The sequence below is a fragment of the Pantoea sp. OXWO6B1 genome (assembly GCF_001641135.1).
Taxonomy (GTDB): domain Bacteria; phylum Pseudomonadota; class Gammaproteobacteria; order Enterobacterales; family Enterobacteriaceae; genus Pantoea; species Pantoea allii.
Genome location: NZ_LWLR01000001.1, coordinates 1,517,796 through 1,543,313 on the forward strand (window position 1 = coordinate 1,517,796; position 25,518 = coordinate 1,543,313).

20 protein-coding genes are annotated in these 25,518 nt (G+C 54.2%); 12 read left to right on the top strand and 8 right to left on the bottom strand.

Annotated elements, in window-relative coordinates:
• The first annotated feature begins 59 nt into the window (after positions 1–59).
• The 5 genes from mrcB to fhuB all read left to right on the top strand — a co-directional run bounded on the left by mrcB (position 60) and on the right by fhuB (position 8,687).
• Positions 60–2,579, top strand: coding sequence for a bifunctional glycosyl transferase/transpeptidase (gene mrcB, locus A6A26_RS09205; RefSeq protein ID WP_063878455.1), 2,520 nt, complete (start codon positions 60–62; stop codon positions 2,577–2,579).
• Positions 2,580–2,777: 198 nt separating this feature from the next.
• A complete protein-coding gene (gene fhuA, locus A6A26_RS09210; protein WP_063878456.1) occupies positions 2,778–4,985 on the top strand; it encodes a ferrichrome porin FhuA in 2,208 nt (735 codons plus the stop codon).
• Between the two features lie 39 nt (positions 4,986–5,024).
• Complete coding sequence (fhuC, locus tag A6A26_RS09215) at positions 5,025–5,819, top strand: Fe3+-hydroxamate ABC transporter ATP-binding protein FhuC (protein ID WP_063878457.1); 795 nt, start codon at positions 5,025–5,027, stop codon at positions 5,817–5,819.
• 10 nt (positions 5,820–5,829) lie between these two features.
• Complete coding sequence (gene fhuD, locus A6A26_RS09220; RefSeq protein ID WP_063878458.1) at positions 5,830–6,708, top strand: Fe(3+)-hydroxamate ABC transporter substrate-binding protein FhuD; 879 nt, start codon at positions 5,830–5,832, stop codon at positions 6,706–6,708.
• Complete coding sequence (gene fhuB / locus A6A26_RS09225; protein WP_063878459.1) at positions 6,708–8,687, top strand: Fe(3+)-hydroxamate ABC transporter permease FhuB; 1,980 nt, start codon at positions 6,708–6,710, stop codon at positions 8,685–8,687. Before fhuD ends, fhuB begins: the two co-directional genes overlap by 1 nt.
• Positions 8,688–8,717: 30 nt before the next feature.
• Here the strand turns inward: fhuB and hemL are convergent, their stop codons facing one another.
• Complete coding sequence (gene hemL, locus A6A26_RS09230; RefSeq protein ID WP_063878460.1) at positions 8,718–9,998, bottom strand: glutamate-1-semialdehyde 2,1-aminomutase; 1,281 nt, start codon at positions 9,996–9,998, stop codon at positions 8,718–8,720.
• A gap of 189 nt (positions 9,999–10,187) precedes the next feature.
• Between hemL and erpA the strand changes: the two genes are divergently transcribed.
• Entirely contained in the window at positions 10,188–10,535 is a 348-nt protein-coding gene (gene erpA, locus A6A26_RS09235; RefSeq protein ID WP_006117744.1) for an iron-sulfur cluster insertion protein ErpA, read from the top strand.
• A gap of 41 nt (positions 10,536–10,576) precedes the next feature.
• Here erpA and A6A26_RS09240 read toward each other — a convergent pair whose 3' ends face one another.
• The 3 genes from A6A26_RS09240 to mtnN all read right to left on the bottom strand — a co-directional run bounded on the left by A6A26_RS09240 (position 10,577) and on the right by mtnN (position 12,454).
• Entirely contained in the window at positions 10,577–10,828 is a 252-nt protein-coding gene (locus A6A26_RS09240) for a hypothetical protein (protein WP_063878461.1), read from the bottom strand.
• Between the two features lie 140 nt (positions 10,829–10,968).
• Positions 10,969–11,763 (bottom strand): vitamin B12 ABC transporter substrate-binding protein BtuF, encoded by a 795-nt coding sequence (gene btuF / locus A6A26_RS09245; RefSeq protein ID WP_063878462.1) that lies wholly within the window; start codon positions 11,761–11,763, stop codon positions 10,969–10,971.
• Positions 11,756–12,454: a 5'-methylthioadenosine/S-adenosylhomocysteine nucleosidase gene (gene mtnN / locus A6A26_RS09250; RefSeq protein ID WP_063878463.1), complete on the bottom strand. Its 699-nt coding sequence runs from the start codon at positions 12,452–12,454 to the stop codon at positions 11,756–11,758. Before mtnN ends, btuF begins: the two co-directional genes overlap by 8 nt.
• Positions 12,455–12,546: 92 nt before the next feature.
• Between mtnN and dgt the strand changes: the two genes are divergently transcribed.
• The 4 genes from dgt to A6A26_RS09270 all read left to right on the top strand — a co-directional run bounded on the left by dgt (position 12,547) and on the right by A6A26_RS09270 (position 18,202).
• Positions 12,547–14,037 carry a dGTPase gene (gene dgt, locus A6A26_RS09255; RefSeq protein WP_063878464.1) on the top strand — a complete coding sequence of 497 codons (1,491 nt, stop codon included), beginning with the start codon at positions 12,547–12,549 and terminating at the stop codon, positions 14,035–14,037.
• Positions 14,038–14,170: 133 nt separating this feature from the next.
• Positions 14,171–15,625, top strand: a complete 1,455-nt coding sequence (degP, locus tag A6A26_RS09260; RefSeq protein WP_063878465.1) for a serine endoprotease DegP — start codon at positions 14,171–14,173, stop codon at positions 15,623–15,625.
• Between the two features lie 176 nt (positions 15,626–15,801).
• Positions 15,802–16,959, top strand: a complete 1,158-nt coding sequence (locus tag A6A26_RS09265) for a CdaR family transcriptional regulator (RefSeq protein WP_063878466.1) — start codon at positions 15,802–15,804, stop codon at positions 16,957–16,959.
• Between the two features lie 31 nt (positions 16,960–16,990).
• Complete coding sequence (locus A6A26_RS09270; RefSeq protein WP_063878467.1) at positions 16,991–18,202, top strand: alginate lyase family protein; 1,212 nt, start codon at positions 16,991–16,993, stop codon at positions 18,200–18,202.
• Positions 18,203–18,285: 83 nt separating this feature from the next.
• On the opposite strand, the gene A6A26_RS09275 is transcribed toward A6A26_RS09270, so the two are convergent.
• The 4 genes from A6A26_RS09275 to map all read right to left on the bottom strand — a co-directional run bounded on the left by A6A26_RS09275 (position 18,286) and on the right by map (position 23,320).
• The gene (locus A6A26_RS09275) at positions 18,286–18,678 is read right to left on the bottom strand and encodes a DUF3461 family protein (RefSeq protein ID WP_063878468.1); all 393 of its coding nucleotides are present in this window, start codon (positions 18,676–18,678) and stop codon (positions 18,286–18,288) included.
• 228 nt (positions 18,679–18,906) lie between these two features.
• On the bottom strand, positions 18,907–19,731 hold the full coding sequence (gene dapD / locus A6A26_RS09280) for a 2,3,4,5-tetrahydropyridine-2,6-dicarboxylate N-succinyltransferase (protein WP_063878469.1): 825 nt from the start codon (positions 19,729–19,731) through the stop codon (positions 18,907–18,909).
• Between the two features lie 80 nt (positions 19,732–19,811).
• Entirely contained in the window at positions 19,812–22,460 is a 2,649-nt protein-coding gene (gene glnD, locus A6A26_RS09285; RefSeq protein WP_063878470.1) for a bifunctional uridylyltransferase/uridylyl-removing protein GlnD, read from the bottom strand.
• Positions 22,461–22,525: 65 nt separating this feature from the next.
• Complete coding sequence (gene map / locus A6A26_RS09290) at positions 22,526–23,320, bottom strand: type I methionyl aminopeptidase (protein WP_063878471.1); 795 nt, start codon at positions 23,318–23,320, stop codon at positions 22,526–22,528.
• A 319-nt stretch (positions 23,321–23,639) separates the two neighbouring features.
• Here map and rpsB point away from each other — a divergent pair, with 319 nt between their 5' ends.
• Positions 23,640–24,365, top strand: coding sequence for a 30S ribosomal protein S2 (rpsB, locus tag A6A26_RS09295; protein ID WP_014592960.1), 726 nt, complete (start codon positions 23,640–23,642; stop codon positions 24,363–24,365).
• Between the two features lie 183 nt (positions 24,366–24,548).
• Complete coding sequence (gene tsf / locus A6A26_RS09300; RefSeq protein ID WP_063878472.1) at positions 24,549–25,400, top strand: translation elongation factor Ts; 852 nt, start codon at positions 24,549–24,551, stop codon at positions 25,398–25,400.
• The last annotated feature ends 118 nt before the right edge of the window (positions 25,401–25,518 follow it).

The following is a 25,518-nucleotide window of genomic DNA, read 5'->3' on the forward strand; positions in this document are numbered from 1 at the left end:
GTGAAGAAAGCAGTTAGAGTAGCGGCGCAGCCGTAAGCTATGCCTGGAGAATAAAACGAATGTCTGGGAACGATCGCGAACCTATTGGGCGCAAAGGAAAAGCGCTGCCTCCGCGCAGCAGCGCCCGCCGTGGGCGGCGCAGAGACATCGATGACGATGTTGCTCAGGACGATTTTGATGATGACTACGAGGAGGAAGCGCCGGTGCCACGTAAAGGTAAAGGTGGAAAACCGCCGCGCGGCAAACGCCGTTGGCTGGGATGGTTAATTAAGCTGTTCCTGGTATTTGTGGTGGTAATGGCCGCGTGGGGCGTATACCTCGACTCGGAAATTCGCAGCCGCATTGACGGTAAAGTGTGGCAACTGCCCGCAACCGTATATGGTCGTATGGTCAGCCTTGAACCCGGCATGGCCTACAACAAAAGCGAAATGGTTGCCCTGCTTGAAGGCACGCAATACCGTGAAGTTTCACGTATTACGCGCCCGGGTGAGTTCTCGGTTAAGGGCAACACTATCGAACTGTTGCGCCGTCCATTTGATTTCCCGGACAGCAAAGAGGGGCAGATTCATGCCCGTATGACCTTTAGCAAAGATGAACTCAGAGAGATTAAAAACGTTGAAACCGGGCGTGATTTTGGTTTCTTCCGTCTTGATCCGCGTCTGATCACCATGCTGCAGTCGCCTAATGGTGAACAGCGCCTGTTCGTGCCCCGTGCGGGCTTCCCGGATCTGCTGGTCGATACGTTAATCGCCACCGAGGATCGCCATTTTTACGAGCATGATGGTATCAGCCCGTACTCCATTGGCCGTGCCTTTGTCGCGAATATCACGGCAGGTAAGGCGGTTCAGGGTGGCAGTACGCTGACTCAGCAGCTGGTAAAAAACCTGTTCCTGACCAACGAGCGTTCGCTGTGGCGTAAAGCGCGTGAAGCCTATATGGCCGTGATCATGGACGCGCGTTACAGCAAAGATCGCATTCTGGAGCTTTACCTTAACGAAGTGTATCTCGGTCAGGCAGGTAACGATCAGATTCGTGGTTTCCCTTTGGCCAGCCTTTACTACTTTGGCCGTCCGGTGGATGAGCTGAGTCTGGATCAGCAGGCAATGCTGGTCGGCATGGTAAAAGGCGCTTCGCTCTATAACCCATGGCGTAACCCGAAACTGGCACTGGAAAGACGCAATCTGGTGCTGCGCTTGTTGCAGCAGCAGAAAGTCATCGACCAGGAACTGTATGACATGCTGTCGGCGCGTCCGTTAGGCGTGCAGCCGAAAGGCGGTGTGATTACGCCACAGCCTGCGTTTATGCAGATGGTGCGTAATGAGCTTCAGGCAAAACTGGGTGACAAGGTTAAAGATCTGTCGGGGGTGAAAATTTTCACCACCTTAGATCCGGTCTCGCAGGATGCCGCTGAAAAAGCGGTTATCGACGGCATTCCAACCCTGAAAAAACAGCGCGGTCTGAAAGATCTGGAAACCGCGATGGTGGTCGTTGACCGTTTCAGCGGTGAAGTCCGCGCGATGGTCGGCGGGGCCGATCCGCAGTTCGCCGGGTATAACCGTGCGTTACAGGCCCGCCGTTCTATTGGTTCACTGGCAAAACCGGCCACCTATCTCACCGCACTGAGCCAGCCAAATACATATCGACTCAATAGCTGGATTGCCGATGAGCCTATTGCGCTGAAACAGCCCAATGGCAGCATCTGGAAACCCATGAATGACGACCGCCGCTTCAGTGGCAAAGTCATGCTGGTGGATGCGTTGACCAACTCCATGAACGTGCCGACGGTGAATCTTGGCATGACGCTGGGGCTGAATGCGGTGGTGGATACCTGGACCAAACTGGGTGTACCTAAAGATCAGCTCAACCCGGTGCCGGCAATGTTGCTGGGCGCACTCAACCTGACGCCGATTGAAGTGGCCCAGGCGTTTCAGTCGATTGCCAGCGGAGGGAATCGTGCGGACCTGTCAGCGGTGCGTTCCGTGATTGCCGAAGACGGAACGGTGCTGTACCAGAGCTTCCCGCAGGCGCAACGGGTAGAGCCTGCGCAGGCTGCCTATTTAACGTTGTACACGATGCAGCAGGTTGCCGATCACGGTACGGCACGCGCCCTGGGCGCTCGCTTCCCTAATGCGCATCTGGCAGGCAAAACAGGGACCACTAACGACCTGATAGACAGCTGGTTCGCCGGTGTCGATGGTAAAGAGGTGGCGATCACCTGGGTTGGGCGTGATAACAACCAGCCGACCAAGCTGTACGGTGCCAGCGGTGCGATGCAGATCTACCGTCGCTATCTTGATAACCAGGCACCGATGCCGTTGCAACTGACGCCGCCGGAAGACGTGACGATGATGAATATCGACTCAGCGGGCAACTTTGTTTGTGGTTCAGGCAGCAGTACCTGGCGCTCATTGCCGGTTTGGGCACTGGACCCGAATGCACTGTGTCAGCAACAGCAGCAACAGGTTCAGCAAATGCAGCAGCAACAACAGCAACAACAGCAATTGCAACAGCAGCAACAGCAGGAGCAGAAAGACAGCGATGGCGTTGCAGGTTGGATAAAAGACATGTTCGGCAAGTAACGGGTCAAAAGCAGTGAAAAGAAGGCACTTCGGTGCCGTTTTTTTATGACTGATAAATACGCTGTAAACAGGCTACAAACAGCGCCACAGTAGGGAATTCTGCTTGCAGAGATTGTTGCACTTCGCATATTATCGAACCGTTATAATAATCATTATCGTTTCGATTCGCTTAATCATCCCCATTTGAGAGACACCTTCATGACTGCGCGCACCACCACTTTTGGTTTCACATCAGGGTCGTTTACCCCTCGTCCTTTGGCACTGATGATTGCGCTGATATCCAGTGGCGCAACTCCCCTGGCCTTCGCCGAACAAACGGTGGTGGTTTCAGCAAACGGCGGTGCCGCTGTTGCGCAGGAAAGTCCGTGGGGCCCGGCACCGACCGTCGCCGCGAAACGCAGCGCCACCGGCACCAAAACGGATACGCCGATTGAAAAGAACCCGCAGTCGGTTTCCGTGGTCACGCGTGAAGAAATGGACATGCGCAGCGTCAGCAGCGTCAAGCAGGCATTTAACTATACGCCTGGCGTACTGACCGGCAACCGCGGCAGTTCTGCGGTCATTGACGCGCTGTCGATTCGCGGTTTTAGCGAAACCAATACCAATCAGTATCTCGATGGGCTGAAGCTGCAGGGTGACAACTACTCTGAATTCGCTATCGATCCCTATTTTCTGGAGCGGGCTGAACTGCTGCGCGGTCCGGTTTCCGTGCTGTACGGTAAAAGCAATCCCGGCGGTGTCGTCGCTTTAGTCAGCAAGCGTCCCACTCAGGAAACGCTGCGCGAAGTCCAGTTCCAGATGGGCAACCATAATCTTTACTCCACCGGTTTCGACTTTGGCGGCGCAATAGACGACGCAGGCGTGTACAGCTACCGTCTGACAGGCCTGGCCAGTAGCCAGGATGCCCAGCAGGCGAATAACAAGCAGAAGCGTTATACCATCGCGCCTTCATTCAGCTGGCGACCAGATGAAAACACCCGTCTTGATCTGCTGACCTATTTCCAGAACGAGCCGGATACCGGCTACTACGGCTGGCTCCCGCGTGAAGGGACCGTGGTGCCGATCACCCGGCCTGATGGCAGCCAGTATAAACTGCCGACCAACTTTGATGAGGGCGAGAAGAGCAACCGCATCTCACGCAATACCAAAATGCTGGGCTACAGCTTTGAGCACCGTTTTGATGAGACCTGGACGGTGCGGCAGAACCTGCGTTATGCCGAGTTAACCACGGATTATCGCAGTATTTACGGCTTTGGTTATAATCCGGACACGCAGCTGATTACGCGCAATTCAGCACTTTCCAAAGAGAAGCTGAACCAGTTTGCTGTGGACAATCAGGTACAGGCTAAATTTGCCACCGGTGAACTCGCTCATACCTTATTGCTTGGCGTTGATTTCCAGCGTACCCGTAATGATATTGACGCACAGTTCGGTACGGCAACAGCGTTAAATCCGTTTAACCCGCAATATGGCAATGATACGACTTCGCCCTATGCTGAACCCTACAAGCACTTAAATAAACAGCGCCAGACAGGTCTTTATGCGCAGGATCAAATGGAATGGGATCGCTGGGTCCTGACATTAGGTGGCCGCTACGACTATGCCATGACGTCAGTTTACAACCGCTACAACGGCAATCTTGATCGTCAGAATGATCAGGCCTTCACCTGGCGCGGTGGACTGAATTACGTATTTGATAATGGTATCGCACCTTACTTCAGTTACAGCGAAGCGTTCCTTCCTAATGCTGGCTCGACTTATGAAGGTAATGCGTTCGATCCTTCACGTGCTAAGCAGTATGAAGCAGGTGTGAAATATGTGCCGAAAGATCGTCCAATAGTTATGACGGCCGCAGTTTATGAGCTGACTAAGACTAAAAATCTGACGGCAGATCCCAATCCATTGCATCCTTTTGCCAGCATCCAGAGCGGCGAAATCCGTTCTCGCGGTGTTGAACTCGAAGCGAAAGCGGCGCTGAACGCCAATGTAAACCTGACGGCTTCTTATACCTATACCGATGCCGAATATACGAAAGATACTCAGCTTCAGGGCAAAACCCCGGTTGAGGTGCCCAAACATATGGCGTCACTGTGGAGCGACTATACCTTCCACGAAACCGCGCTGTCAGGCGTCACGGTCGGCGCGGGCGTCCGTTACGTGGGCGAAAGTCAGGGGCTGTATAGCAACGGTCCTGATGCCAACCAGAACTTTAGCGTAGCGGGTTACACCACCGTCGATGCTGCACTGAAATATGATTTAGGACGTTTTGGTTTGCCTGGATCAACGGTTGGCGTTAACGTTAATAACCTGTTTAACCGCGACTACGTTGCCAGTTGTTACCGTGAATATGCGTGCTACTGGGGCGCAGAACGGCAGATTGTAGGCACCGCCACGTTCCGGTTCTGATCGATGAGGGCGCTTCGGCGCCCGTTTACAGGGATTACCATGCAGCTTCCGCAGCACCAACAGACGACCTTCCAACTGGATAATGCCAGCTTTCGTGTACCCGGTCGCACGCTTCTCCAGCCGCTGTCTCTCTCTTTTACACCAGGCAAAGTAACCGCGCTGATTGGTCACAATGGTTCGGGAAAATCCACGCTGTTAAAAATGCTGGGGCGGCATCACGCGGCCAGCGAAGGCCGGGTGCTCCTGAATGAACGGCCCGTGGAGAGCCTGAACAGCAAAGTATTTGCCCGTGAGGTCGCCTATTTACCTCAGCAACTGCCGGCTGCAGAAGGCATGACGGTGCGCGAGCTGGTGGCCATTGGGCGCTATCCCTGGCATGGGGCGCTGGGGCGTTTCACTCAGGAGGACCGCGACCGCGTTGAGCAGGCGATTTCGCGCGTGGGGTTAACGCCTTTTGCCTCACGGCTGGTAGACAGCTTATCGGGCGGCGAACGGCAACGTGCCTGGCTGGCGATGATGGTGGCGCAAAACAGCCGCTGTCTGCTGCTGGATGAACCCACTTCCGCCCTGGATATCGCCCATCAGGTTGATGTGCTGGCCCTGATTCAGACGCTGAGCCGGGAGCATGGCTTAACCGTTATTACGGTATTACACGATATCAATATGGCTGCCCGTTACTGTGACCATCTGGTGGCATTACGCGGTGGCGCGCTTATCGCTGAAGGCGGGCCGGACCACATTATGCAGGCGGACGTTTTGCAGGCGATTTACGGTATTCCAATGGGGATCTTCCCCCATCCCGGCGGCGGTGCGCCGGTGAGTTTTGTGTGTTAAGGACCCGATAATGCCCGATTTGTTCCGCCGTCGCCTGATGATGGCGATGGCGTTATCGCCACTGATGAGCCCCTTTTCACTCCAGGCGGCGCAGCCCGATCCCGATCGCATCATCGCGCTGGAGTGGTTACCCACCGAGCTGCTGCTGGCGTTAGGCGTTAAGCCCTTTGGGGTCGCCGATGTGCATAATTATAATATCTGGGTTGGGCAGCCAGCCTTGCCTGCCGGCGTGGTGGATGTTGGGCTGCGTACCGAGCCTAACCTTGAACTGATGACCCAGATGCATCCCTCACTGATTCTCTGTTCAAACGGTTATGGACCGCCTAAAGAAAAACTCCAGCATATTGCGCCCATTATGGGGTTTGACCTGCACGGCGGCGACGGTAAACCGCTCTCCCGGGCGCGTGTCTCTCTGCAGGCCCTCGGCGCCAGGCTGGGGCGGGAAGCCCAGGCGGCGGCGCACCTGCAACGCATGGACGAGGAAATCGCCGCGGCGCGCCAGCGTCTGGCACCGCATGCCGGACGTGCCATCCTGCTGATGTCACTGCTTGACGGTCGCCATGCCATCACCTTCGGTAAAAACAGCTTATTCCTTGAGGTCATGGCGTTGCTTGGTCTGCAGAACGCCTGGCAGGGCGAAACCAATTTCTGGGGAAGTTCAGTGATTGGCCTGGAGCGGCTGGCGGCGTTTCACGACGTGGAAGCCATCTGCTTCGATCATGACAATGCGGCCGTTATGCAGCAGCTGTCACGCAGCCCGCTGTGGCAGGCAATGCCTTTTGTCCACAGCGGCCATTTTCAACGCGTACCGGCGGTCTGGTATTACGGGGCAACACTCTCTGCCTTGCACTTTGTACGCGTGCTGGAACATGCGCTGGAGAAAGTCTGATGCGCTATCGTTTTTTCTCAGTCACCGTGCTGGGCGTACTGTTTTTACTGGCGCTGGCGCTCACCGCAATAAACTTTCAGCAGGCGTTGCCCCTGGGGCAATGGACACAGGCCCTGTGGGCACCTGATACCACGAATGTGCAACAGATGGTGTTTCACTACAGTTTGCTGCCGCGCTGGGCGCTGGCGCTGTTGGTGGGGGCCGGTCTGGGATTAGCGGGACTGCTGTTTCAGCAGGTTCTGCGTAACCCTCTGGCGGAACCGGGAACATTAGGCGTTTCATCCGGCGCACAACTGGGAATTACCGTCGCCACGTTGTGGCACCTGCCGGGCGGAGTCGTTACCCAGCAGCTTGCCGCCTCGGGTGGTGCGTTGCTGGTGGGGGCGCTGGTATTTAGCGTGGCCTGGAGCAAACGCCTGTCACCCGTAACCTTGATCCTGGCCGGGCTGGTCCTCAGTCTTTACAGCGGTGCTGTTAACCAGATCTTCGCCATCTTCAATCACGACCAACTGCAAAATATGTTTCTGTGGAGCACAGGCGCATTGAACCAGATGAGCTGGGACAGTGTTACCCAGCTCTGGCCGCGACTGATGCTGGCGCTGTTACTGTCACTGGCGCTGCTGAGGCCGCTGACGCTCATGGGGCTGGACGATGGCGTGGCAAAAAACCTCGGGCTGGCCCTGTCCGCTACCCGGTTAGCGATTCTGGTGCTGGCGATATTGCTTAGCGCACAGTTGGTGAGCGTCGCCGGTATCATTGGTTTTATCGGCTTGTTCGCGCCGCTGCTGGCAAGGCTGCTCGGTGGACGCCGCTTGCTGAGCCGCATGCTACTGGCCCCGCTGATTGGCGCATTGCTGCTGTGGCTGGCTGATGCCTGCGTCCTGTGGCTTACGACGCACTGGCGCGAGGTTTCAACCGGCACGGTGACGGCGCTACTGGGCGTGCCGATTCTGCTGTGGCTGTTGCCGCGTCTGCGAACCGGTTCCGTTCCACCCGCACTGGATCAGGGCGACAAGGTTCCGGTCGAACGCCATCACTTTCTGCGCTGGAGCCTGATCGGCTTAGCGCTGTTAGGCATGCTGGCATGGCTGTGTCTGGCGTTTGGACGGGATGCGCAAGGCTGGAGCTGGACCAGCGGTGACCTGCTACAGCAGCTGCTGCCCTGGCGCGCACCGCGTGTGCTGGCGGCCCTGGAGGTAGGCTTAATGCTTGGCGTTGCCGGCAGCCTGATCCAGCGACTCACGGGTAACCCGATGGCCAGCCCTGAAGTCTTGGGCATCAGTTCCGGCGCGGCCTGCGGCGCAGTCGTAATGTTGTTCTTCGTGCCCGGCAATGCGCTGGCATTCCTGTTACCCGCGGGTGCGCTGGGCGCGGCGGTGACGCTGGCGATTATTATGTTGGTGGCCAGTCGCGGCGGTTTTTCCCCTGAACGCATGCTGCTGGCCGGGATGGCGTTAAACAGTGCCTTTGTCACCATCCTGATGTTGTTGATGGCCAGTGGCGATCCCCGGATGTCGGGGTTACTGACCTGGATCTCCGGCTCCACCTATAACGTCAGTGCCACCCAGGCGCTGCAAAGTGCTGTCTGTGCGGTGGTGCTGGTGTCATTAGCGCCGCTGGCCAGTCGTTGGCTCACGCTGTTGCCGCTTGGCAGCGCGACGGCGCGCTCGGCCGGAATGGCGCTCACCGCCTCGCGTCTGGCGCTGCTGCTGCTGGCTGCGGCCTTAACAGCCTGCGCCACGCTGACGATTGGGCCTCTGAGCTTTGTGGGACTGATGGCACCGCACATGGCGCGCATGCTGGGCTTCCGGCGGGCGCTACCGCAGCTGTTACTGTCTGGGTTACTCGGGGCAGGTTTAATGGTGGTTGCTGACTGGTGCGGGCGAATGGTGGCTTTTCCAAACCAGATTCCGGCAGGATTGATGGCAACCTTTTTAGGCGCGCCCTATTTTATCTGGTTGCTGCGGCGTTCACGTTAAAAAAAGACCGGCGTTAGCCGGTCTGTCACCTTACAGCTTAGCGAAGCAGCGACGCGCGGCATCGATGGTGTGCTGAATATCCTCTGCACTGTGCGCCAGCGACATAAAGCCGGCCTCAAAGGCGGAGGGCGCAAAGTAAACGCCTTCTTCGAGCATCAAATGGAAGAAGCGCTTAAAGCGTTCAACATCGCACTGCGTCACGTCTTTATAGCAGGTGACGCTCGCGGCATCGGTGAAGAACAGGCCAAACATGCCGCCAACCTGATTCACGACGACAGGAATATTTTCCTGTTTTGCCGCCTCAACCAGTCCCTGTGCTAACTGTGACGTCAGGCTGTTCAGCTTGTCATGCATGCCCGGCTGGGCAATCTGGGTTAAGCAGGCATAACCGGCAGCCATGGCGACAGGGTTACCGGACAGCGTCCCTGCCTGATAAACCGGGCCGGTCGGTGCCAGTGCATTCATCACCTCCCGACGGCCACCAAAGGCACCGACAGGCATGCCACCACCGATGATTTTGCCGAGGCAGGTGAGATCCGGTTTCACATTGTAATGTGCCTGCGCGCCACCCAGCGCAACGCGGAAACCTGTCATTACTTCATCGATAATCAGCAGCGCGCCAAACTCATCACAGAGCGCGCGCAGGCCCGGTAAAAACGTGGGTTGGGGCGGAATACAGTTCATATTCCCGGCAACGGGTTCGACGATAATGGCAGCGATAGCCTGCGGATACTGTTCAAACGCCGCGCGAACCGAATCGAGATCGTTGTATGTGCAGGTCAGCGTATGCTTTGCAAAATCGGCAGGCACGCCAGGGGAATTAGGTTGCCCCAGCGTCAAGGCACCGGAACCGGCTTTCACCAGCAGGTGATCGGCATGACCGTGGTAGCAACCTTCAAATTTAATGATTTTGTCGCGCCCGGTAAAACCCCGCGCCAGACGAATCGCGCTCATGGTGGCTTCGGTACCGGAGTTCACCATCCGCACCATTTCCATGCTGGGAACCAGCTTACACACCAGCTGCGCCATGGTGACTTCCATCTCAGTTGGCGCACCAAAGCTCAGGCCGCGCTGGGCTGCTTCAATCACGGCATTACGGATGCCATCGTTATTATGTCCCAGCACCATGGGGCCCCATGAACCGACATAATCGATGTATTTTTTACCATCGGCGTCATAAAGATATGCACCGTCAGCATGTTCAATGAACAGCGGAACGCCGCCCACACCGGTAAACGCACGTACCGGCGAGTTCACACCGCCGGGAATCAGGCGTTGTGCTTCAGCGAACAGTTCTTCAGACTTACTCATTTTCGGCTCCAGCAGTTCATAAAATATCGGGCTATTCTACGGAAGAGGGGCGGCAGACGAAAGGCCGCTATAATTAACCAGGTGAATCCGGCACAGAGTGCGAAGCTGAGAGCTTGATTGCGTCGGGTCGCTGGCAGATAATAGCAACATTGAGGTCGTTTTCTGACCCGGGCGTTTACGGAGTAACACATGAGTGATGAAGTAGTAGCACTGCCGTTGCAGTTTACCGACGCAGCAGCCAACAAAGTTAAGAATCTGATTGCTGACGAAGATAACCCGGCGCTGAAGCTGCGTGTGTATATCACTGGTGGTGGTTGCAGCGGCTTTCAGTATGGTTTTACCTTCGACGATCAAATGAATGACGGCGATATGACCATTGAGAAGCAGGGCGTTTCGCTGGTGGTTGATCCCATGAGCCTGCAATATCTGGTGGGCGGTTCTGTGGATTACACTGAAGGGCTGGAAGGATCGCGCTTTATCGTGACCAATCCCAATGCCAAAACCACCTGCGGCTGCGGGTCGTCATTTAGCATCTGATAGCATCTGATTAGCGAGCCGCCATCACCCGGCGGCCTCGTTTACCATTCAATGGTCACCAGCCGATCGCTGGTTCCCCTACTCCCCTGGCGTTTTAGCACCGTTTGCGTCACGCGCGGCTGTGCGCTGATTTGACGACCACACTCAACCTGCGGCACAGATTGACCCACTGAAGTGTTAATTTCACAACGTGAATAGATGACGAGTCTGACGTTAATAGAGCCGGTCGTCGATCCCGCGAATGCCTGTTGCGCGATCACAAGCCCTATGGCCAGAAGCAGGGCTTTGGTCATATTTAAATACCTGGTGTAGTAAAAAGCGCTGAGCGCTAAAAAGGACATCGGGCTTACGTGGCACGTGTCTCATATCTAAAATTAACGGCAGTAAGGGTGATTTCTTTAATTTATAGCGTTACGCACGCCAGTCTGCAGCATTATTTAACTGGATGCAGGGCTTTACAAAGCTGATCTGCGGCTAACAGGATGCGCGGCCCCGGGCGGCTGATCCAGTCGTCGTTAAGGGCAATGACTCTGACGCTAAGTTGTGGCAGCCAGAATTGCGCAGTCTGACTCGCCTGTTGGGCATCGCCGGTGGTAATGATGACCTGAGGATGGCGCATCAGCACCTGTTCACGACTCACCTGAGGCCAACTGACTGCACTGTCAGCAAAGATATTCTGCCCGCCGCACAGCCTGATGACGTCGTTCTGCAGTGTCGCCTTAGCCGCGGTAAACATGGGTGAAAAGCCAAACTGCAGAAAGACCGGGACAGGGCGCTGTTGGCTATAGCGCTGTCGCAGTGCGGCTTCCTGCTTTCGCAGTTGCCCGGCGGCTTGCGCGGCGCGTTGCGGGTCCGGACTCCACGTTGCTAATCCCGCCAGCGCATCAATCATGTCATCCAGCGTTGAAGCATCGACCCATTCCACGTTAATACCGAACTGCCGCAGCTGATCCACCTGACGCTGCGGGTTACCGCCACGCCACGCGAGTACCACATCGGGTTTAAGCTGCAAAATACGTTCGAGATTAATGCCCTGCCAGTTAGCAACCTGTTCAATTTTTTTCGCCTCAGGGGGATAACTGGACCATGCGCTGACCGCAATCGGGGTAATCCCGGCGGCAAAGGCCAGTTCAGTCAGGTGCGGGGCAAGGGTGATGACGCGGGACGGGGCAGCAAACAGGCTGCTGCTCAACAGCAGCAGCCAGCAAAACAGCAGGTGTTTAGCCACGAGCCAGGCGGGCCAGCAAATTTTCAACCATCAATGATGACTGTCTGGCGGCGACGCTTAGAAACTCGTCAAAGCTCAGGTGGGATTCCTGATCGGCAACGTCGGAAATCGCCCTGACGACCACAAAAGGTACCTGGAACTGATGGCAGACATGGCCGATGGCGGTCGCTTCCATTTCAACCGCAATGGCCTGCGGGAAGGTCGCACGGATGCGTGCCAGGGGTTCTGAACCATTGATAAAGGCATCGCCGCTGACCACCAGGCCGCGTACGGCGTTCAGGTTTAGCTGCTTTATGCAGGCTTCCGCCTCGGCAATCAGGTTACTATCAGCCGTAAAGGCAGCAGGACAACCTGCCATCTGGCCTGGTTCATAGCCAAACGCCGTAACGTCAGCATCGTGATAGCGCACTTCTTCAGACACCACGATGTCGCCCACGGTTAATGTAGGGGCTAAACCGCCCGCGGAGCCGGTGTTAATAACCAGATCGGGTTTACATAATTGCAGCAGCAGCGTTGTGCCGAGAGCGGCTGAGGTTTTACCGATGCCTGATTTCAGCAACGCAACCTCGACACCATTGAGTGTGCCTGTGTAAATTTCACAACCCGCCAGAGACAGGGTCTGGCGGTTTTCAATTTTGTCACGCAGCAGGGTAACTTCCTGCTCCATTGCGCCAATGATGCCTGCTTTCATTTTGCGTCTCGCTAATGTAATGAATGTAAAAATCGGGCATAGTCTATCATGGCAATGACGGGATTATTTCACGAAAAAATACGGGGACATGTATGGCAGCGATCAATTTCAGGACGAAGATCAGCTTCACTCGCCCTTATAGCAACCGTAAAGATCCGCAAGGCGAATATTTTATTACCCGCCATTTTGAAAGCGATCGCGGACGCATCATTAATTCGGCGGCTATTCGCCGACTGCAACAAAAAACGCAGGTATTCCCGTTGGAGCGTAACGCCGCAGTACGTTCCCGCCTGACGCATTCGCTTGAAGTGCAGCAAACCGGTCGATATATCAGTAAAGAGATTCTGCAAACGCTAAAAACCCAGGGCGGACTGGCAAAATATGGACTGGAAGACATGGAAGGGGCGTTTGAAAGCCTGGTCGAAATGGCGTGCCTGCTACATGATGTGGGTAATCCACCGTTTGGCCATTTCGGCGAAGCCGCCATTAACGACTGGTTTGAAGATAATCTGGCTGCCGAGCTGGTCGATCCGCTGGTAGCTGGGGTAGAAACTGATGAGCAGCGCCATGCGTTTGACCAGATGAACGCCATGATTCGTCAGGATTTATGCCATTTTGAAGGCAATGCTCAGGCCATTCGCATGGTGCACACGCTGCTGGAGCTTAACCTGAGCTATTCCCAGGTTGCCTGTATTCTAAAATATACTGCGCCGGCATGGTGGCAGGGCGAGAAACCGGCTGAATTTAGCGTCTTAATGAAAAAACCGGGTTTCTATCTATCTGAACGGGAATATATCCGCGACCTCCGTGCGGCCACCAATTTGACGGAGCATCATCGTTTCCCCCTGACCTATATCATGGAAGCGGCTGATGACATTTCATATTGTATTGCCGATTTGGATGATGCCGTCGAAAAAGCCATTTTCAATGTAGACAGTTTGTATGAATATCTCAGCAAAGCCTGGGGGACGATAAATAATAATGATGCGTTCAGCCGCACCGTAGGCGAAGCCTGGCGCGAGGCGGGAAGTAAAAAACGCCGCAGCCGTAGCGATCAATTCTTCATGTCACTCCGGGTTAATGTTCAGAATGTTCTGGTCACCTATGCCGTTAAGCGTTTTATTGATAACCTGCCCGCTATTTTTGATGGAAAATTCAACCATGCGTTATTAGAAGATGAGGGTGAAGAGGGCCGTTTACTACAAATATTTAAAACCGTTGCGCGTCAGCAGGTGTTTAATCACTCTGAGGTTGAACAGTTGGAACTCCAGGGTTACCGGGTTATTAAAGGCTTGCTGGAAATATATCAGCCGCTGATGATATTAAATTATGAAGCTTTCACCACGCTGATAAACGAAGACTTTTTACGCAATCACCCGATTGAAACGCGCCTGTTTCATAAGCTTTCTGGAAAACACAGGAAAGCCTATTTGCATAAAATGCGCACGCTGGTTGTTGAACATAAATATGAGCGTTTATTATGGGAGCGGTATTATCGGTTTCGCTTAATTCAGGACTACATCAGTGGCATGACCGATCTCTATGCCTGGGATGAGTACCGTCGTTTGATGGCGGTGGAATAAGCCGAGAATTGTAAAGAGCGCGAATAAATTTTTACCTTTGCCTAAAACTTTTAGAGGAACTTCGCGCTAAAACATTTATCTCAACATTCGACCACAGCAATGGTCAGTATATCCATCATTGTGAGATACCAAAATGAAAAAAACCTCCTTAATGTTAAGCGCCCTGGCGCTTAGTCTTGGCATGGCACTGACCCCTGTGAGTGCTTTCGCTGCAGAAACGTCATCTTCCGTTTCATCCTCCACGACCCAGCCGTTGCCAAGCCTTGCCCCGATGCTGGAGAAGGTGATGCCTTCGGTTGTAAGCATCAGCGTTGAGGGAAGCACCACGGTCAAAACGCCGCGGATGCCACAGCAGTTCCAGCAATTTTTTGGCGATAATTCGCCTTTCTGCCAGGACGGTTCGCCGTTCATGGGCTCGCCCCTGTGTCAGGGCGCGGGTGGCAGCGGCGGCGGTGCGCCTGCCGGTCCTGATACGCAGCAGCAAAAATTTAAAGCGTTGGGTTCAGGCGTCATTATTAACGCAGAAAAAGGCTATGTGGTGACCAATAACCATGTGGTCAATGATGCGACGAAAATCCAGGTCAAACTGAGCGACGGCCGTAGCTACGATGCTAAGGTGATCGGCAAGGACCCCAGCTCCGATATCGCCCTGATTCAACTGGAAGGCGCGAAGAATCTGACCGCGATCAAAATGGCTGACTCCGACAATTTACGCGTTGGCGATTATACCGTGGCGATCGGTAACCCCTATGGCCTGGGCGAAACCGTGACATCGGGCATTGTCTCGGCGTTAGGACGTAGTGGTCTGAACGTTGAAAACTATGAAAACTTTATTCAGACCGATGCCGCGATTAACCGCGGTAACTCGGGTGGTGCCCTGGTCAATCTCAACGGAGAGCTGATCGGTATTAATACCGCTATTCTGGCTCCGGACGGGGGCAACATTGGTATCGGTTTTGCCATCCCAAGCAACATGGTGAAAAATCTGACCGCCCAGATGGTGGAATATGGTCAGGTGAAACGCGGCGAGCTGGGGATCATGGGGACCGAGCTTAATTCTGAACTGGCTAAAGCGATGAAAGTCGATGCGCAACGCGGCGCGTTCGTCAGCCAGGTGGTGCCAAATTCAGCCGCAGCAAAAGGCGGCATTAAAGCCGGAGACGTGATCGTTTCCATGAACGGCAAGCCATTGACCAGCTTTGCCTCACTGCGTGCTGAAGTGGGATCGTTACCGGTGGGCACTACGCTGAAGCTGGGCCTGCTGCGTGACGGTAAACCACTGGATGTCTCTGTGCAGTTGCAGCAGAGCACACAGGACAAAGTGCAGTCCGCGACGATTTACACGGGCATTGAAGGTGCGGATCTGAGCAACAACGCAGGCAAAGAGAAAGGAGTTCGGGTCGATAGCGTAAAAGCAGGCAGTGCTGCGGCACGAGTGGGTCTCAAAAAAGGCGACCTGATTCTTGGCGTCAACCAGCAGCCGGTAACCAACTTAGGGGAACTGCGTAAGATTCTGGATACCAAACCACCGGTACTGGCGCTGAACGTGCAACGCGGCGATACCTCGCTTTATCTGCTGATGCAGTAATCACAGTCTTGTGTTGAGCAGGCGGACTTCGGTCCGCCTTTTTTATGCCAAAAATCACAAATGTGATGCCTGCCGCATTTCTGTTAACGCCGCCGCGGCTATGGGCGAATGCATAATGTTCTGCGCGTGACGCACCGCTATCCTGTTCTCCCTCTTATATGACTCAGGAGTAAAGGATGGCTACCTGTCATCTCGACGCACGGCTGGCGCAGGAAATTGTCGCGCGCACCATGAAAATCATTGATGGTAATGTCAACGTCATGGACGCACGTGGACGAATCATTGGCAGCGGCGACAGGGAGCGCATTGGCGAGTTGCATGAGGGCGCGCTGTTGGTGTTGTCTCAGGGACGCATTGTGGATATTGATGATGCCGTGGCAAGGCATCTGCACGGCGTGCGGCCGGGCATTAATCTTCCGCTGCGCATTGACGGGGCGATCGTTGGCGTAATTGGTCTGACAGGCGAGCCTGGTGCACTCCGTCACTATGGTGAGCTGGTCTGTATGGCGGCAGAGATGATGCTGGAGCAGGCACGGCTGTTACATATGCTGGCTCAGGACAGCCGCCTGCGTGAAGAGCTGGTGCTTAACCTGATTCGCAGTGATGAGCTGACGCCGCAACTGACGGAATGGGCTCAGCGCCTGGGGATCGATCTTAATCAGCCCCGCGTTGTGGCGGTTATCGAAGTCGACAGCGGGCAGTTAGGCGTGGACAGCGCCATGTCTGAGTTACAACAGCTGCAAACGTTACTGACAACGCCTGTCAGGGATAATCTGATAGCCATTGTGTCGTTGACCGAAATGGTGGTACTGAAGCCCGCCCTAAACGCACACGGACGTTACGACCAGTACGATCACCGGCGGCGGGTTGAACAGCTCATGCAGCGTATGAACGAAAGCGGTCATCTGCGAATGCGTATTGCACTGGGCAACTTCTTTACCGGCCCGGGCAGCATTGCCCGCTCTTATCGCACCGCGCACACGACCATGGTGGTGGGAAAGCAGCGTATGCCAGACGTACGCAGCTACTTTTATCAGGACCTGATGCTCCCGGTCTTGCTGGACAGTTTGCGCGGTGGCTGGCAGGCAAACGAACTGGCGCGTCCGCTGGAAAAACTGAAAAGTATGGACAGCAATGGCTTACTGCGGCGCACTTTGAGCGCCTGGTTCAGCAATAACGTGCAGCCCGGTGCCACGTCGCGGGCGCTGTTTATCCACCGTAATACCCTGGAGTACCGCCTCAATCGCATTGCTGAATTGACGGGACTGAATATTGGCCATTTTGACGACCGGTTACTGCTGTATATTGCATTACAGTTGGATGAGCAGGGCTGAGGCTGTTCACCGTAACCGGGAGGAACCCCAGATGCGTACACTGTTTTTAACACTTTGCCTGCTGATATTCACGTTCACCTGCCAGGCACGGCCTGACAACCTGGTTTTTCTGTCTGCTGACGCGTTAGTGAAAACCCGACAGGCACTCCAGAAGCATCAGGCAGATGCACTGACCGAACAGGCCTGGCGTCAGTTGCAACGTCAGGCGGATAAGGCGCTCAGTCAGCCTGACCCCAGCGTCATGGACAAAGGTCTGATACCACCCAGCGGCTCGCGGCATGACTATCTCAGCCTGAGCGCCTACTGGTGGCCGGACGCCCGGCAGAAAACGGGTTTACCCTGGATACGTCGGGATGGTGAGGTGAATCCTGATACCAAAAACGACCAAACCGACGGCGTGCGCCTGGCGCGATTTAGCGCAGACGTGCAGGCACTGGCGTTGGCATGGTTCTTTTCAGGGGATGCGCGCTACGCCAGCAAGGCACAATCCATGATCCGCCACTGGTTTATCGATCCTGCCCGTCGTATGAACCCAAACCTGAACTACGCGCAGGGCATTCCGGGTCGAACCGCGGGTCGTCATGATGGCGTTCTGGACGGGCGCTATTTTGCAACCCGCATGGTTGATGCGCTGATATTGCTGCGTCAGTCGCCCGGCTGGCGGAATAGCGACGAGGCGGCGTTGCATCGCTGGTTCAGCGACTATCTCAGCTGGTTGCAGACCAGCAAGCTGGCGCAACAGGAGCGGAATGCGCCCAATAACCACGGTAGTTGGTACAGTGTTCAGGTTGCCGGCATTGCCGCTTATCTGGACAACCGTGCGGTGATTGCAGACATGACTGCCCTGGCCAAAAGCAAGATTGACGGGCAAATAGAGCGTGAGGGAACTCAACCGCTTGAACTGGCCCGAACCCGTTCTTTTCATTACAGCTTCTTTAATTTACAGGCGCTGACCGCAATGGCGGCGTTGGCTTCCCTGCGGGGAGAGGGCGATCTCTGGCATTATAAAAATAAACAGGGTGGCTCACTGCTGACTGCGCTGGACTATATGGCGCCTTTTAGCGATCCGGCACGTCACTGGCCGTGGAAAACGCGCGAACGTAACAGCGAACGGTTAATTCCCTTGCTGCTGGTGGCGGACACCACACTCAAGTCAGATCGTTACCAATCCTGGATCAATCACGTGGCATGGCGTGATGCGCCTGCCGAGGTGGTACGCGACGTGTGGTTGCTCAGGCACTAACCGGGCAGGGTGACAATAAAAAAGGCCAGCCGCGTGAGGTGAATTCCACCGCATACGGCTGGCCTTATCGTTGTCTGAAATAATTAACGACCGTTGCGGGTCAGTTTTTCCAGATCGGATTCAATTTCCGCGATCTTATGAGAAACCACACCTTCAAGATGACGCAGGTCATCGAGGATTTTACGTTTCAGATCGACTTCAACCTGGTCGCGCTGACAGATTTGATCCAGTTCATCAATAACATAACGCAGGTTCGGGCTGATTTCCTGCACTTCACGATAGCCCTGAGAGGCGTTATCGGCAACGACGGTTTTACGCTGACGAGGATATTTAAATTTCACGCTTTTGGCGAAGAATTCACCTTTATCTTTGCGGAAATAAATTTTCAAAATATCGTTATTCGCTTCCTGACGCAGGCTATAGCGATCGATATCCTCAGGGTTACTAATGCCTAAGCTCTTAATATTGTCATACATAACGTTTTTTCCACCAAATGAATAAGCGCGCAGAAGTGTTCATGACTTAATGACTATAGACATAAATAACATGAATCAGTGCGCAACAGGATTTAACTGGCGCGAATTATGACCTGGATGAAAAGTAAACGCACCTGTTGGTTCGCGTAGAAAAACAACATTACCCGTAACAGCTGTAAACAAAAGATGACGGGCTGTCTGGTGCAGCCCGTCCGACAGTCCGACAAATTAGTCGATAGTGCGCAGCAGTTCGTTGATACCGGTTTTCGCCAGGGTTTTCGCATCGACCTTTTTCACGATCACTGCACAGTAGAGGCTGTAGCTACCATCTTTAGACGGCAGATTACCCGAGACGACGACAGAACCGGCAGGTACGCGACCATAGTGGATCTCTCCGGTTTCGCGGTCGTAAATCTTGGTACTCTGACCGATGTAAACGCCCATTGAAATGACGGAGCCTTCTTCAACGATGACGCCTTCAACAATTTCAGAACGTGCACCAATAAAGCAGTTATCTTCGATAATGGTTGGGTTGGCCTGCAGCGGCTCAAGGACACCACCGATTCCTACACCACCGGATAAATGCACGTTTTTACCAATCTGCGCACAGGAGCCAACGGTCGCCCAGGTATCCACCATGGTGCCTTCGTCAACATAGGCACCGATATTTACATAGGAAGGCATTAACACCGTGTTACGCGCAATATAGGCACCTTTGCGTACCGCAGCAGGCGGTACAACGCGGAAGCCCGCTGCTTTAAAGCGCGCGTCATCCCAGTCGGCAAACTTCATCGGTACTTTGTCATAAAAACGGGTTTCAGCCCCTTCCATCACCTGATTGTCATTGATGCGGAAAGAGAGCAGAACGGCCTTTTTCAGCCACTGATGCGTTACCCATTCACCCTCGATTTTTTCAGAAACGCGTAGCTCACCGCTGTCCAGTTTAGCGATAACCTGATTAATCGCTTCGCGAGTTTCCGTATCGACACTGGTCGGGGTGATATCAGCGCGACGTTCGAAGGCAGATTCAATAACACTCTGTAACTGTTGCATATTTTTTCCTGATCTGTCATTTGTGGTGCCAGCCAGTGACCGGCACGGGTAAAAAGTTGATGTTCACAAATTGAAGCGGGTCACACTTTATCGTTTGGATTAAGGGCCTCTGTCAACCGTTGTTGCAACGTGTGACGCATTTCCTCGTCCAGTGCCTTGCGTTCGCTATTCGCTAAAATGAACAAATCCTCGACTCGCTCCCCGATGGTGCTGATACGGGCGCCATGCAGAGAGACGCCAAGATCGGCAAACACTTCGCCCACGCGTGCCAGTAACCCCGGCTGATCCAGGGCCACCAGCTCCAGATAACTGCGGCGATCGGTGTGCGTTGGCAGGAAATTCACCTCGGTATCCACGTTGAAGTGTTTCAGCCTGGCGGCCTGGCGACGGGTCCGCGGCGGCACCCATTCTGACTGGGTAATCGCTTGCTCCAGCGCCTGAATGATCAGCGCATGACGATCGGGCGACAGCGGGCTGCCATCCGGCTCCAGCACGATGAACGTGTCCATCGCCATGCCATCGCGGCTGGTAAAAATTTGCGCATCATGCACGCTGAGATTGCGACGATCCAGTTCGCCTGCCACGGCGGCAAACAGGTGTGGACGATCCGGACTCCAGATAAAAATTTCGGTGCCGCCGCGCGTCGCCTGCGGGCTGACCAGCACCAGAGGGTGATTAAGATCGTGCACCAGTAAATGACGGGCATGCCAGGCGATCTGATTGGGCGTATGGCGCAGGAAGTAGTCGGCGCGACAACGGTTCCAGATATGGTGTAAGCGCTCTTCATCAATGTTGTCCATGCGCAGCAGTGCCAGTGCCTGCAGACGGTGATGACGCACGCGCTCGCGCAGATCCGGGCTGTTCTCCATACCGCGGCGTAGCTGTTTTTCGGTAGCAAAGAACAGTTCACGCAGCAGACTTTGTTTCCAGCTGTTCCATAAGCTCTCATTGGTGGCGCAGATGTCAGCGACCGTCAGGCACACCAGATAACGCAGTCGGTTTTCGTTCTGCATGACCTCGGCGAACTGCTGAATCACCGTGGGGTCCTGAATGTCGCGGCGCTGAGCCGTCACGGACATTAACAGATGATGGCGCACCAGCCAGGCGACAAGTTGCGTTTCACGCGAGTTAAGGCCGTGCATCTCGGCGAACGCCAGCGCGTCCTCGGCACCAAGAACAGAGTGATCGCCGTTACGTCCTTTAGCGATGTCGTGCAGCAGCGCCGCCATGAGCAGTAATTCCTGCTGGGGCAGGCGCGGCCACAGCTCAACGCATAAAGGATGCTGTGGACGCGTCGCTTCGTTGGCAAAACTCTCCAGCTTCTGTAACACCCGGATAGTGTGCTCATCGACGGTATAAGCGTGGAACAGGTCAAATTGCATCTGTCCGACGATCTGGCCCCAGAGCGGCGTATAAGCCCAGAGCACACTGTGGCGATGCATGGGCACCAGGGCGCGACTGACCGCACCGGGATGACGCAGGATCGACATAAATAAGCGCCGTGCTTCGGGCAACTGGCACAGCGGCTGCTTGAGGTGACGGCGAGTATGACGCAGGCGGCGCAGCGTGGTGGAGTAGATGCCTTTGATATTTTGATTGCGCACCATGACGTAGAACATGCGCATAATCGCCTGGGGCTCACGGTCAAACAGGGTTTCATCACGCAGATCGATAAGGTTGCCCCGAAGCTGAAAATCATCATCAATGGCACAGGGTTTTTCGTTAGTGGAGAGCGCCAGAATGGCTTCATCGAACAACTGCAACAGCATCTGGTTCAGTTCGCTGATACGACGCGTGACGCGATAAAAATCCTTCATCATGCGCTCGACCGGTTCGTTGCCTTCGCCCTGATAATTAAGGCGCTGAGCAACGCTCAGTTGGCGATCAAACAGCAGGCGGTTATCGTAACGCGGCAGAGACAAATGCAACGCGAAACGAATCCGCCAAAGAAACGACTGGCACTCGTTCAGTTCGCTGCGTTCGGCTTCTGTCAGAAAGCCAAATCCCACCATTTCGTCAAGTGTTGTGGCACCAAAGTGACGCCGTGCAACCCACTGCAACGTATGAATATCGCGTAATCCGCCGGGACTGCTTTTAATATCCGGTTCCAGGTTGTAGCTGGTGCCGTGATAGCGCTTATGGCGTTCTTGCTGTTCGTCTATTTTGGCGGCGAAAAAGCGAGATGATGGCCAGAAGCCATCGCTGAAGACATTTTTTTGCAGTTCAAGAAACAGGGCGACATCGCCGGTCAGCATCCGCGCTTCAATCAAATTGGTTGCCACCGTCAGGTCGGATAAACCTTCCAGCAGGCACTCTTCCAGGCTGCGTACGCTGTGGCCCACTTCCAGCTTGAGATCCCACATCAGCGTCAGCAGTGCGCTGGCACTCTGGGCGGCTTCTTCATTCAGCGGCTGACGACTGAGAATTAAGACGTCAATGTCGGAGAGCGGATGAAGCTCACCCCGGCCATAGCCTCCTACGGCGACAAGGGCGATGGATTTCATACTGTCGAAGCCAAAAAAACGCCATAAGCGACGTAAAAGGCGATCGATATACAGGGTTCGGGCATGAACCAGACTTTCGACAGCCTCACCACTGTCAAAGGCCGCTGCCAGGTGCTGCTGGAAGCCCTCAAGGCGCTGCTTGATTATTTCACGTGTTAGCTGATCGTCCTGCCACTCGCCAGGCGAATCTTTCAGGCCGTTTTTTACTTCTTGCGACAGGCTCATGCAACGCTCTCATCGTTAACCATAAAAAAACCGGCATAGCGCCGGCTTTTTCATCAGTGGTGGAATTAATCCTGGTTAACTAACACCGCGGGAAGGGTGTCGTCTTTGCGCAGGGTTAAAATCTCACAGCCGTTATCCGTCACCACAATAGTATGCTCATACTGCGCCGACAAGCTGCGATCTTTGGTTTTCACCGTCCAGCCATCTTTCATGGTACGAATGCGATAGTCACCGGCATTCACCATCGGCTCTACGGTAAAGGTCATGCCCGCCTGCAGGATAACCCCGCTGTCATCGGCATCGTAGTGCAGCACCTGTGGCTCTTCATGGAAGCCTTTGCCAATGCCGTGACCGCAATATTCACGCACCACCGAGAAGTCATTCGCTTCGACATATTTTTGGATAGCGCGGCCTAACTCACGCAGGCGAATACCCGGTTTCACCAGACGTAAGGACAAATAGAGGCTTTCCTGCGTCACACGACACAGGCGCTCACCCTGGATAGTGGGTTTGCCGACAATAAACATTTTCGACGTATCGCCGTGGTACTCGTCTTTAATGACGGTCACGTCGATATTCACGATGTCGCCATCTTTTAACGGGCGATCGTCACTGGGAATACCGTGACAAACCACTTCATTCACAGAGATACAGACGGATTTGGGAAAACCGTGGTAACCCAGGCAAGCGGATATGGCCTGTTGCTGCTGCGTAATGTGTTCATGGCAGAGACGGTCAAGCTCACCGGTGGTCACGCCGGGCTGCACATGCGGTTCGATCATTTCAAGCACTTCGGCGGCCAGGCGGCCTGCGACGCGCATTTTTTCGATTTCTTCGGGGGTTTTAATTGTGATTGCCATTAAATTATTCCGCTGCTGCTGAAATTTTCAGCAATAATGAAAGCTGTGCTCTCATGTTAACAGCAAGCTAAAAGGGCTGCCAAACAGAGAACGCTTCGCGGCCAGTTAGCGAACATTTATTGGCGTCCAAAGCGTGATTGTGGTATAAAGCGCGCCGACGATTCTCTGTATGGCCGTTAAGGTCAGCGGGAAACGCAACAATCTCACTATGTGTAAATAAAACACACATGTATCGACACATACGCCGGGGTGCCTTGAAAGAGGTCGGTTGTATGGGATACATGGAGGCCCAACCCCAATTAAACTAGAGGTAGTAATCATGGCAACTGTTTCCATGCGCGATATGCTCAAGGCTGGTGTTCACTTCGGTCACCAGACCCGTTACTGGTGTCCAAAAATGAAGCCATTCATTTTTGGTGCGCGTAACAAAGTTCACATCATCAACCTTGAAAAAACGGTACCAATGTTCAACGACGCTCTGGCTGAGTTGACCAAAATCTCTTCCCGTAAAGGTAAGATTCTGTTCGTTGGTACTAAGCGCGCTGCTGCCGAAGCGATCAAAGAGTCTGCACTGAGCTGCGACCAGTTCTTCGTAAACCACCGCTGGTTGGGTGGCATGCTGACCAACTGGAAAACCGTTCGTCAGTCTATCAAACGTCTGAAAGAGCTTGAGACTCAGTCTCAGGACGGCACTTTCGACAAACTGACCAAGAAAGAAGCGCTGATGCGCGCTCGTGAGCTGGCCAAGCTGGAAAACAGCCTGGGCGGTATCAAAGACATGGGCGGTTTGCCGGATGCACTGTTTGTTGTCGATGCTGACCACGAACACATCGCAATCAAAGAAGCAAACAACCTGGGTATCCCAGTATTTGCTATCGTTGATACTAACTCCGATCCAGATGGCGTTGATTACGTTATCCCAGGTAACGACGATGCGATCCGTGCTATCAACCTGTACCTGACTGCCGTTGCGACCACCGTTCGCGAAGGCCGCTCTCAGGATCTGGCTGAGCAGGCTGAAGAAGCGTCTTTAGAAAACGCTTAATTAAGGTTTGCTCTGCATAAGAGCCCTTAGCATTCAGATGTGATCTGTAAGGGGCCAAACTTGGCCCCTTTATTTTATCCAAGTCTGTTACGCCCCTGTTCAGGTCGGCGGGACAGAGTAAATTTTCCGCAAATAAGTACCTTCTGATGCACTTGTGCTCAGGTACGAACCGAGGATTCTGGAATGGCTGAAATTACCGCTGCATTGGTAAAAGAACTGCGTGAGCGTACTGGCGCAGGCATGATGGACTGCAAAAAAGCGCTGACTGAAGCGAGCGGCGACATCGAGCTGGCGATTGAAAACATGCGTAAGTCTGGCGCAATTAAAGCAGCGAAAAAAGCGGGTAACGTTGCTGCTGATGGCGTAATCAAAACCAAAATCGTTGGTAACTACGGTGTGATTCTGGAAGTTAACTGCCAGACTGACTTCGTTGCAAAAGACGGCGGTTTCCAGGCGTTTGCTGACAAAGTTCTTGACGCTGCTGCGGCTGACCGCATCACCGACGTTGACGTTCTGAAAGCACAGTTCGAAGAAGAGCGTGTTGCCCTGGTAGCTAAAATCGGCGAGAACATCAACATTCGTCGCGTTGCACTGCTGGAAGGTGAAGAGCTGGGTAGCTACCTGCACGGCGCACGTATCGGCGTTCTGGTTTCTGCCAAAGGCGCTAACGACGATCTGATCAAACAGATCGCCATGCACGTTGCGGCAAGCAAACCTGAGTTTGTTAAGCCAGAAGACGTTTCTGCAGACGTCGTTGATAAAGAATACCAGGTTCAGCTGGACATCGCGATGCAGTCTGGCAAGCCAAAAGAGATCGCTGAGAAGATGGTTGAAGGCCGTATGAAGAAATTCACCGGCGAAGTCTCTCTGACAGGTCAGGCATTCGTTATCGACCCAAGCAAAACCGTTGGCCAGGCGCTGAAAGAGCAGGGCGCTGACGTGATTAACTTCATCCGCTTTGAAGTGGGCGAAGGCATCGAAAAAGTTGAGACTGATTTTGCTGCTGAAGTTGCAGCAATGTCCAAACAGTCTTAATGATCTGAAAGAACCGCCAGATGGCGGTTCTTTTTTGTCTGCCTCAGGCAAAAGATACGTTTTCAGTTTCATCCCAATAGCAATTCTTTTGCTCTAAGCGGATGATTGATCGGAATTA

Coding starts and splice junctions, on each gene's coding strand:
- mrcB (WP_063878455.1), top strand. CDS start 60: ATGTCTGGGAACGATCGCGAACCTATTGGGCGCAAAGGAAAAGCGCTG.
- fhuA (WP_063878456.1), top strand. CDS start 2,778: ATGACTGCGCGCACCACCACTTTTGGTTTCACATCAGGGTCGTTTACC.
- fhuC (WP_063878457.1), top strand. CDS start 5,025: ATGCAGCTTCCGCAGCACCAACAGACGACCTTCCAACTGGATAATGCC.
- fhuD (WP_063878458.1), top strand. CDS start 5,830: ATGCCCGATTTGTTCCGCCGTCGCCTGATGATGGCGATGGCGTTATCG.
- fhuB (WP_063878459.1), top strand. CDS start 6,708: ATGCGCTATCGTTTTTTCTCAGTCACCGTGCTGGGCGTACTGTTTTTA.
- hemL (WP_063878460.1), bottom strand. CDS start 9,998: ATGAGTAAGTCTGAAGAACTGTTCGCTGAAGCACAACGCCTGATTCCC.
- erpA (WP_006117744.1), top strand. CDS start 10,188: ATGAGTGATGAAGTAGTAGCACTGCCGTTGCAGTTTACCGACGCAGCA.
- A6A26_RS09240 (WP_063878461.1), bottom strand. CDS start 10,828: ATGACCAAAGCCCTGCTTCTGGCCATAGGGCTTGTGATCGCGCAACAG.
- mtnN (WP_063878463.1), bottom strand. CDS start 12,454: ATGAAAGCAGGCATCATTGGCGCAATGGAGCAGGAAGTTACCCTGCTG.
- dgt (WP_063878464.1), top strand. CDS start 12,547: ATGGCAGCGATCAATTTCAGGACGAAGATCAGCTTCACTCGCCCTTAT.
- degP (WP_063878465.1), top strand. CDS start 14,171: ATGAAAAAAACCTCCTTAATGTTAAGCGCCCTGGCGCTTAGTCTTGGC.
- A6A26_RS09265 (WP_063878466.1), top strand. CDS start 15,802: ATGGCTACCTGTCATCTCGACGCACGGCTGGCGCAGGAAATTGTCGCG.
- A6A26_RS09270 (WP_063878467.1), top strand. CDS start 16,991: ATGCGTACACTGTTTTTAACACTTTGCCTGCTGATATTCACGTTCACC.
- A6A26_RS09275 (WP_063878468.1), bottom strand. CDS start 18,678: ATGTATGACAATATTAAGAGCTTAGGCATTAGTAACCCTGAGGATATC.
- dapD (WP_063878469.1), bottom strand. CDS start 19,731: ATGCAACAGTTACAGAGTGTTATTGAATCTGCCTTCGAACGTCGCGCT.
- glnD (WP_063878470.1), bottom strand. CDS start 22,460: ATGAGCCTGTCGCAAGAAGTAAAAAACGGCCTGAAAGATTCGCCTGGC.
- map (WP_063878471.1), bottom strand. CDS start 23,320: ATGGCAATCACAATTAAAACCCCCGAAGAAATCGAAAAAATGCGCGTC.
- rpsB (WP_014592960.1), top strand. CDS start 23,640: ATGGCAACTGTTTCCATGCGCGATATGCTCAAGGCTGGTGTTCACTTC.
- tsf (WP_063878472.1), top strand. CDS start 24,549: ATGGCTGAAATTACCGCTGCATTGGTAAAAGAACTGCGTGAGCGTACT.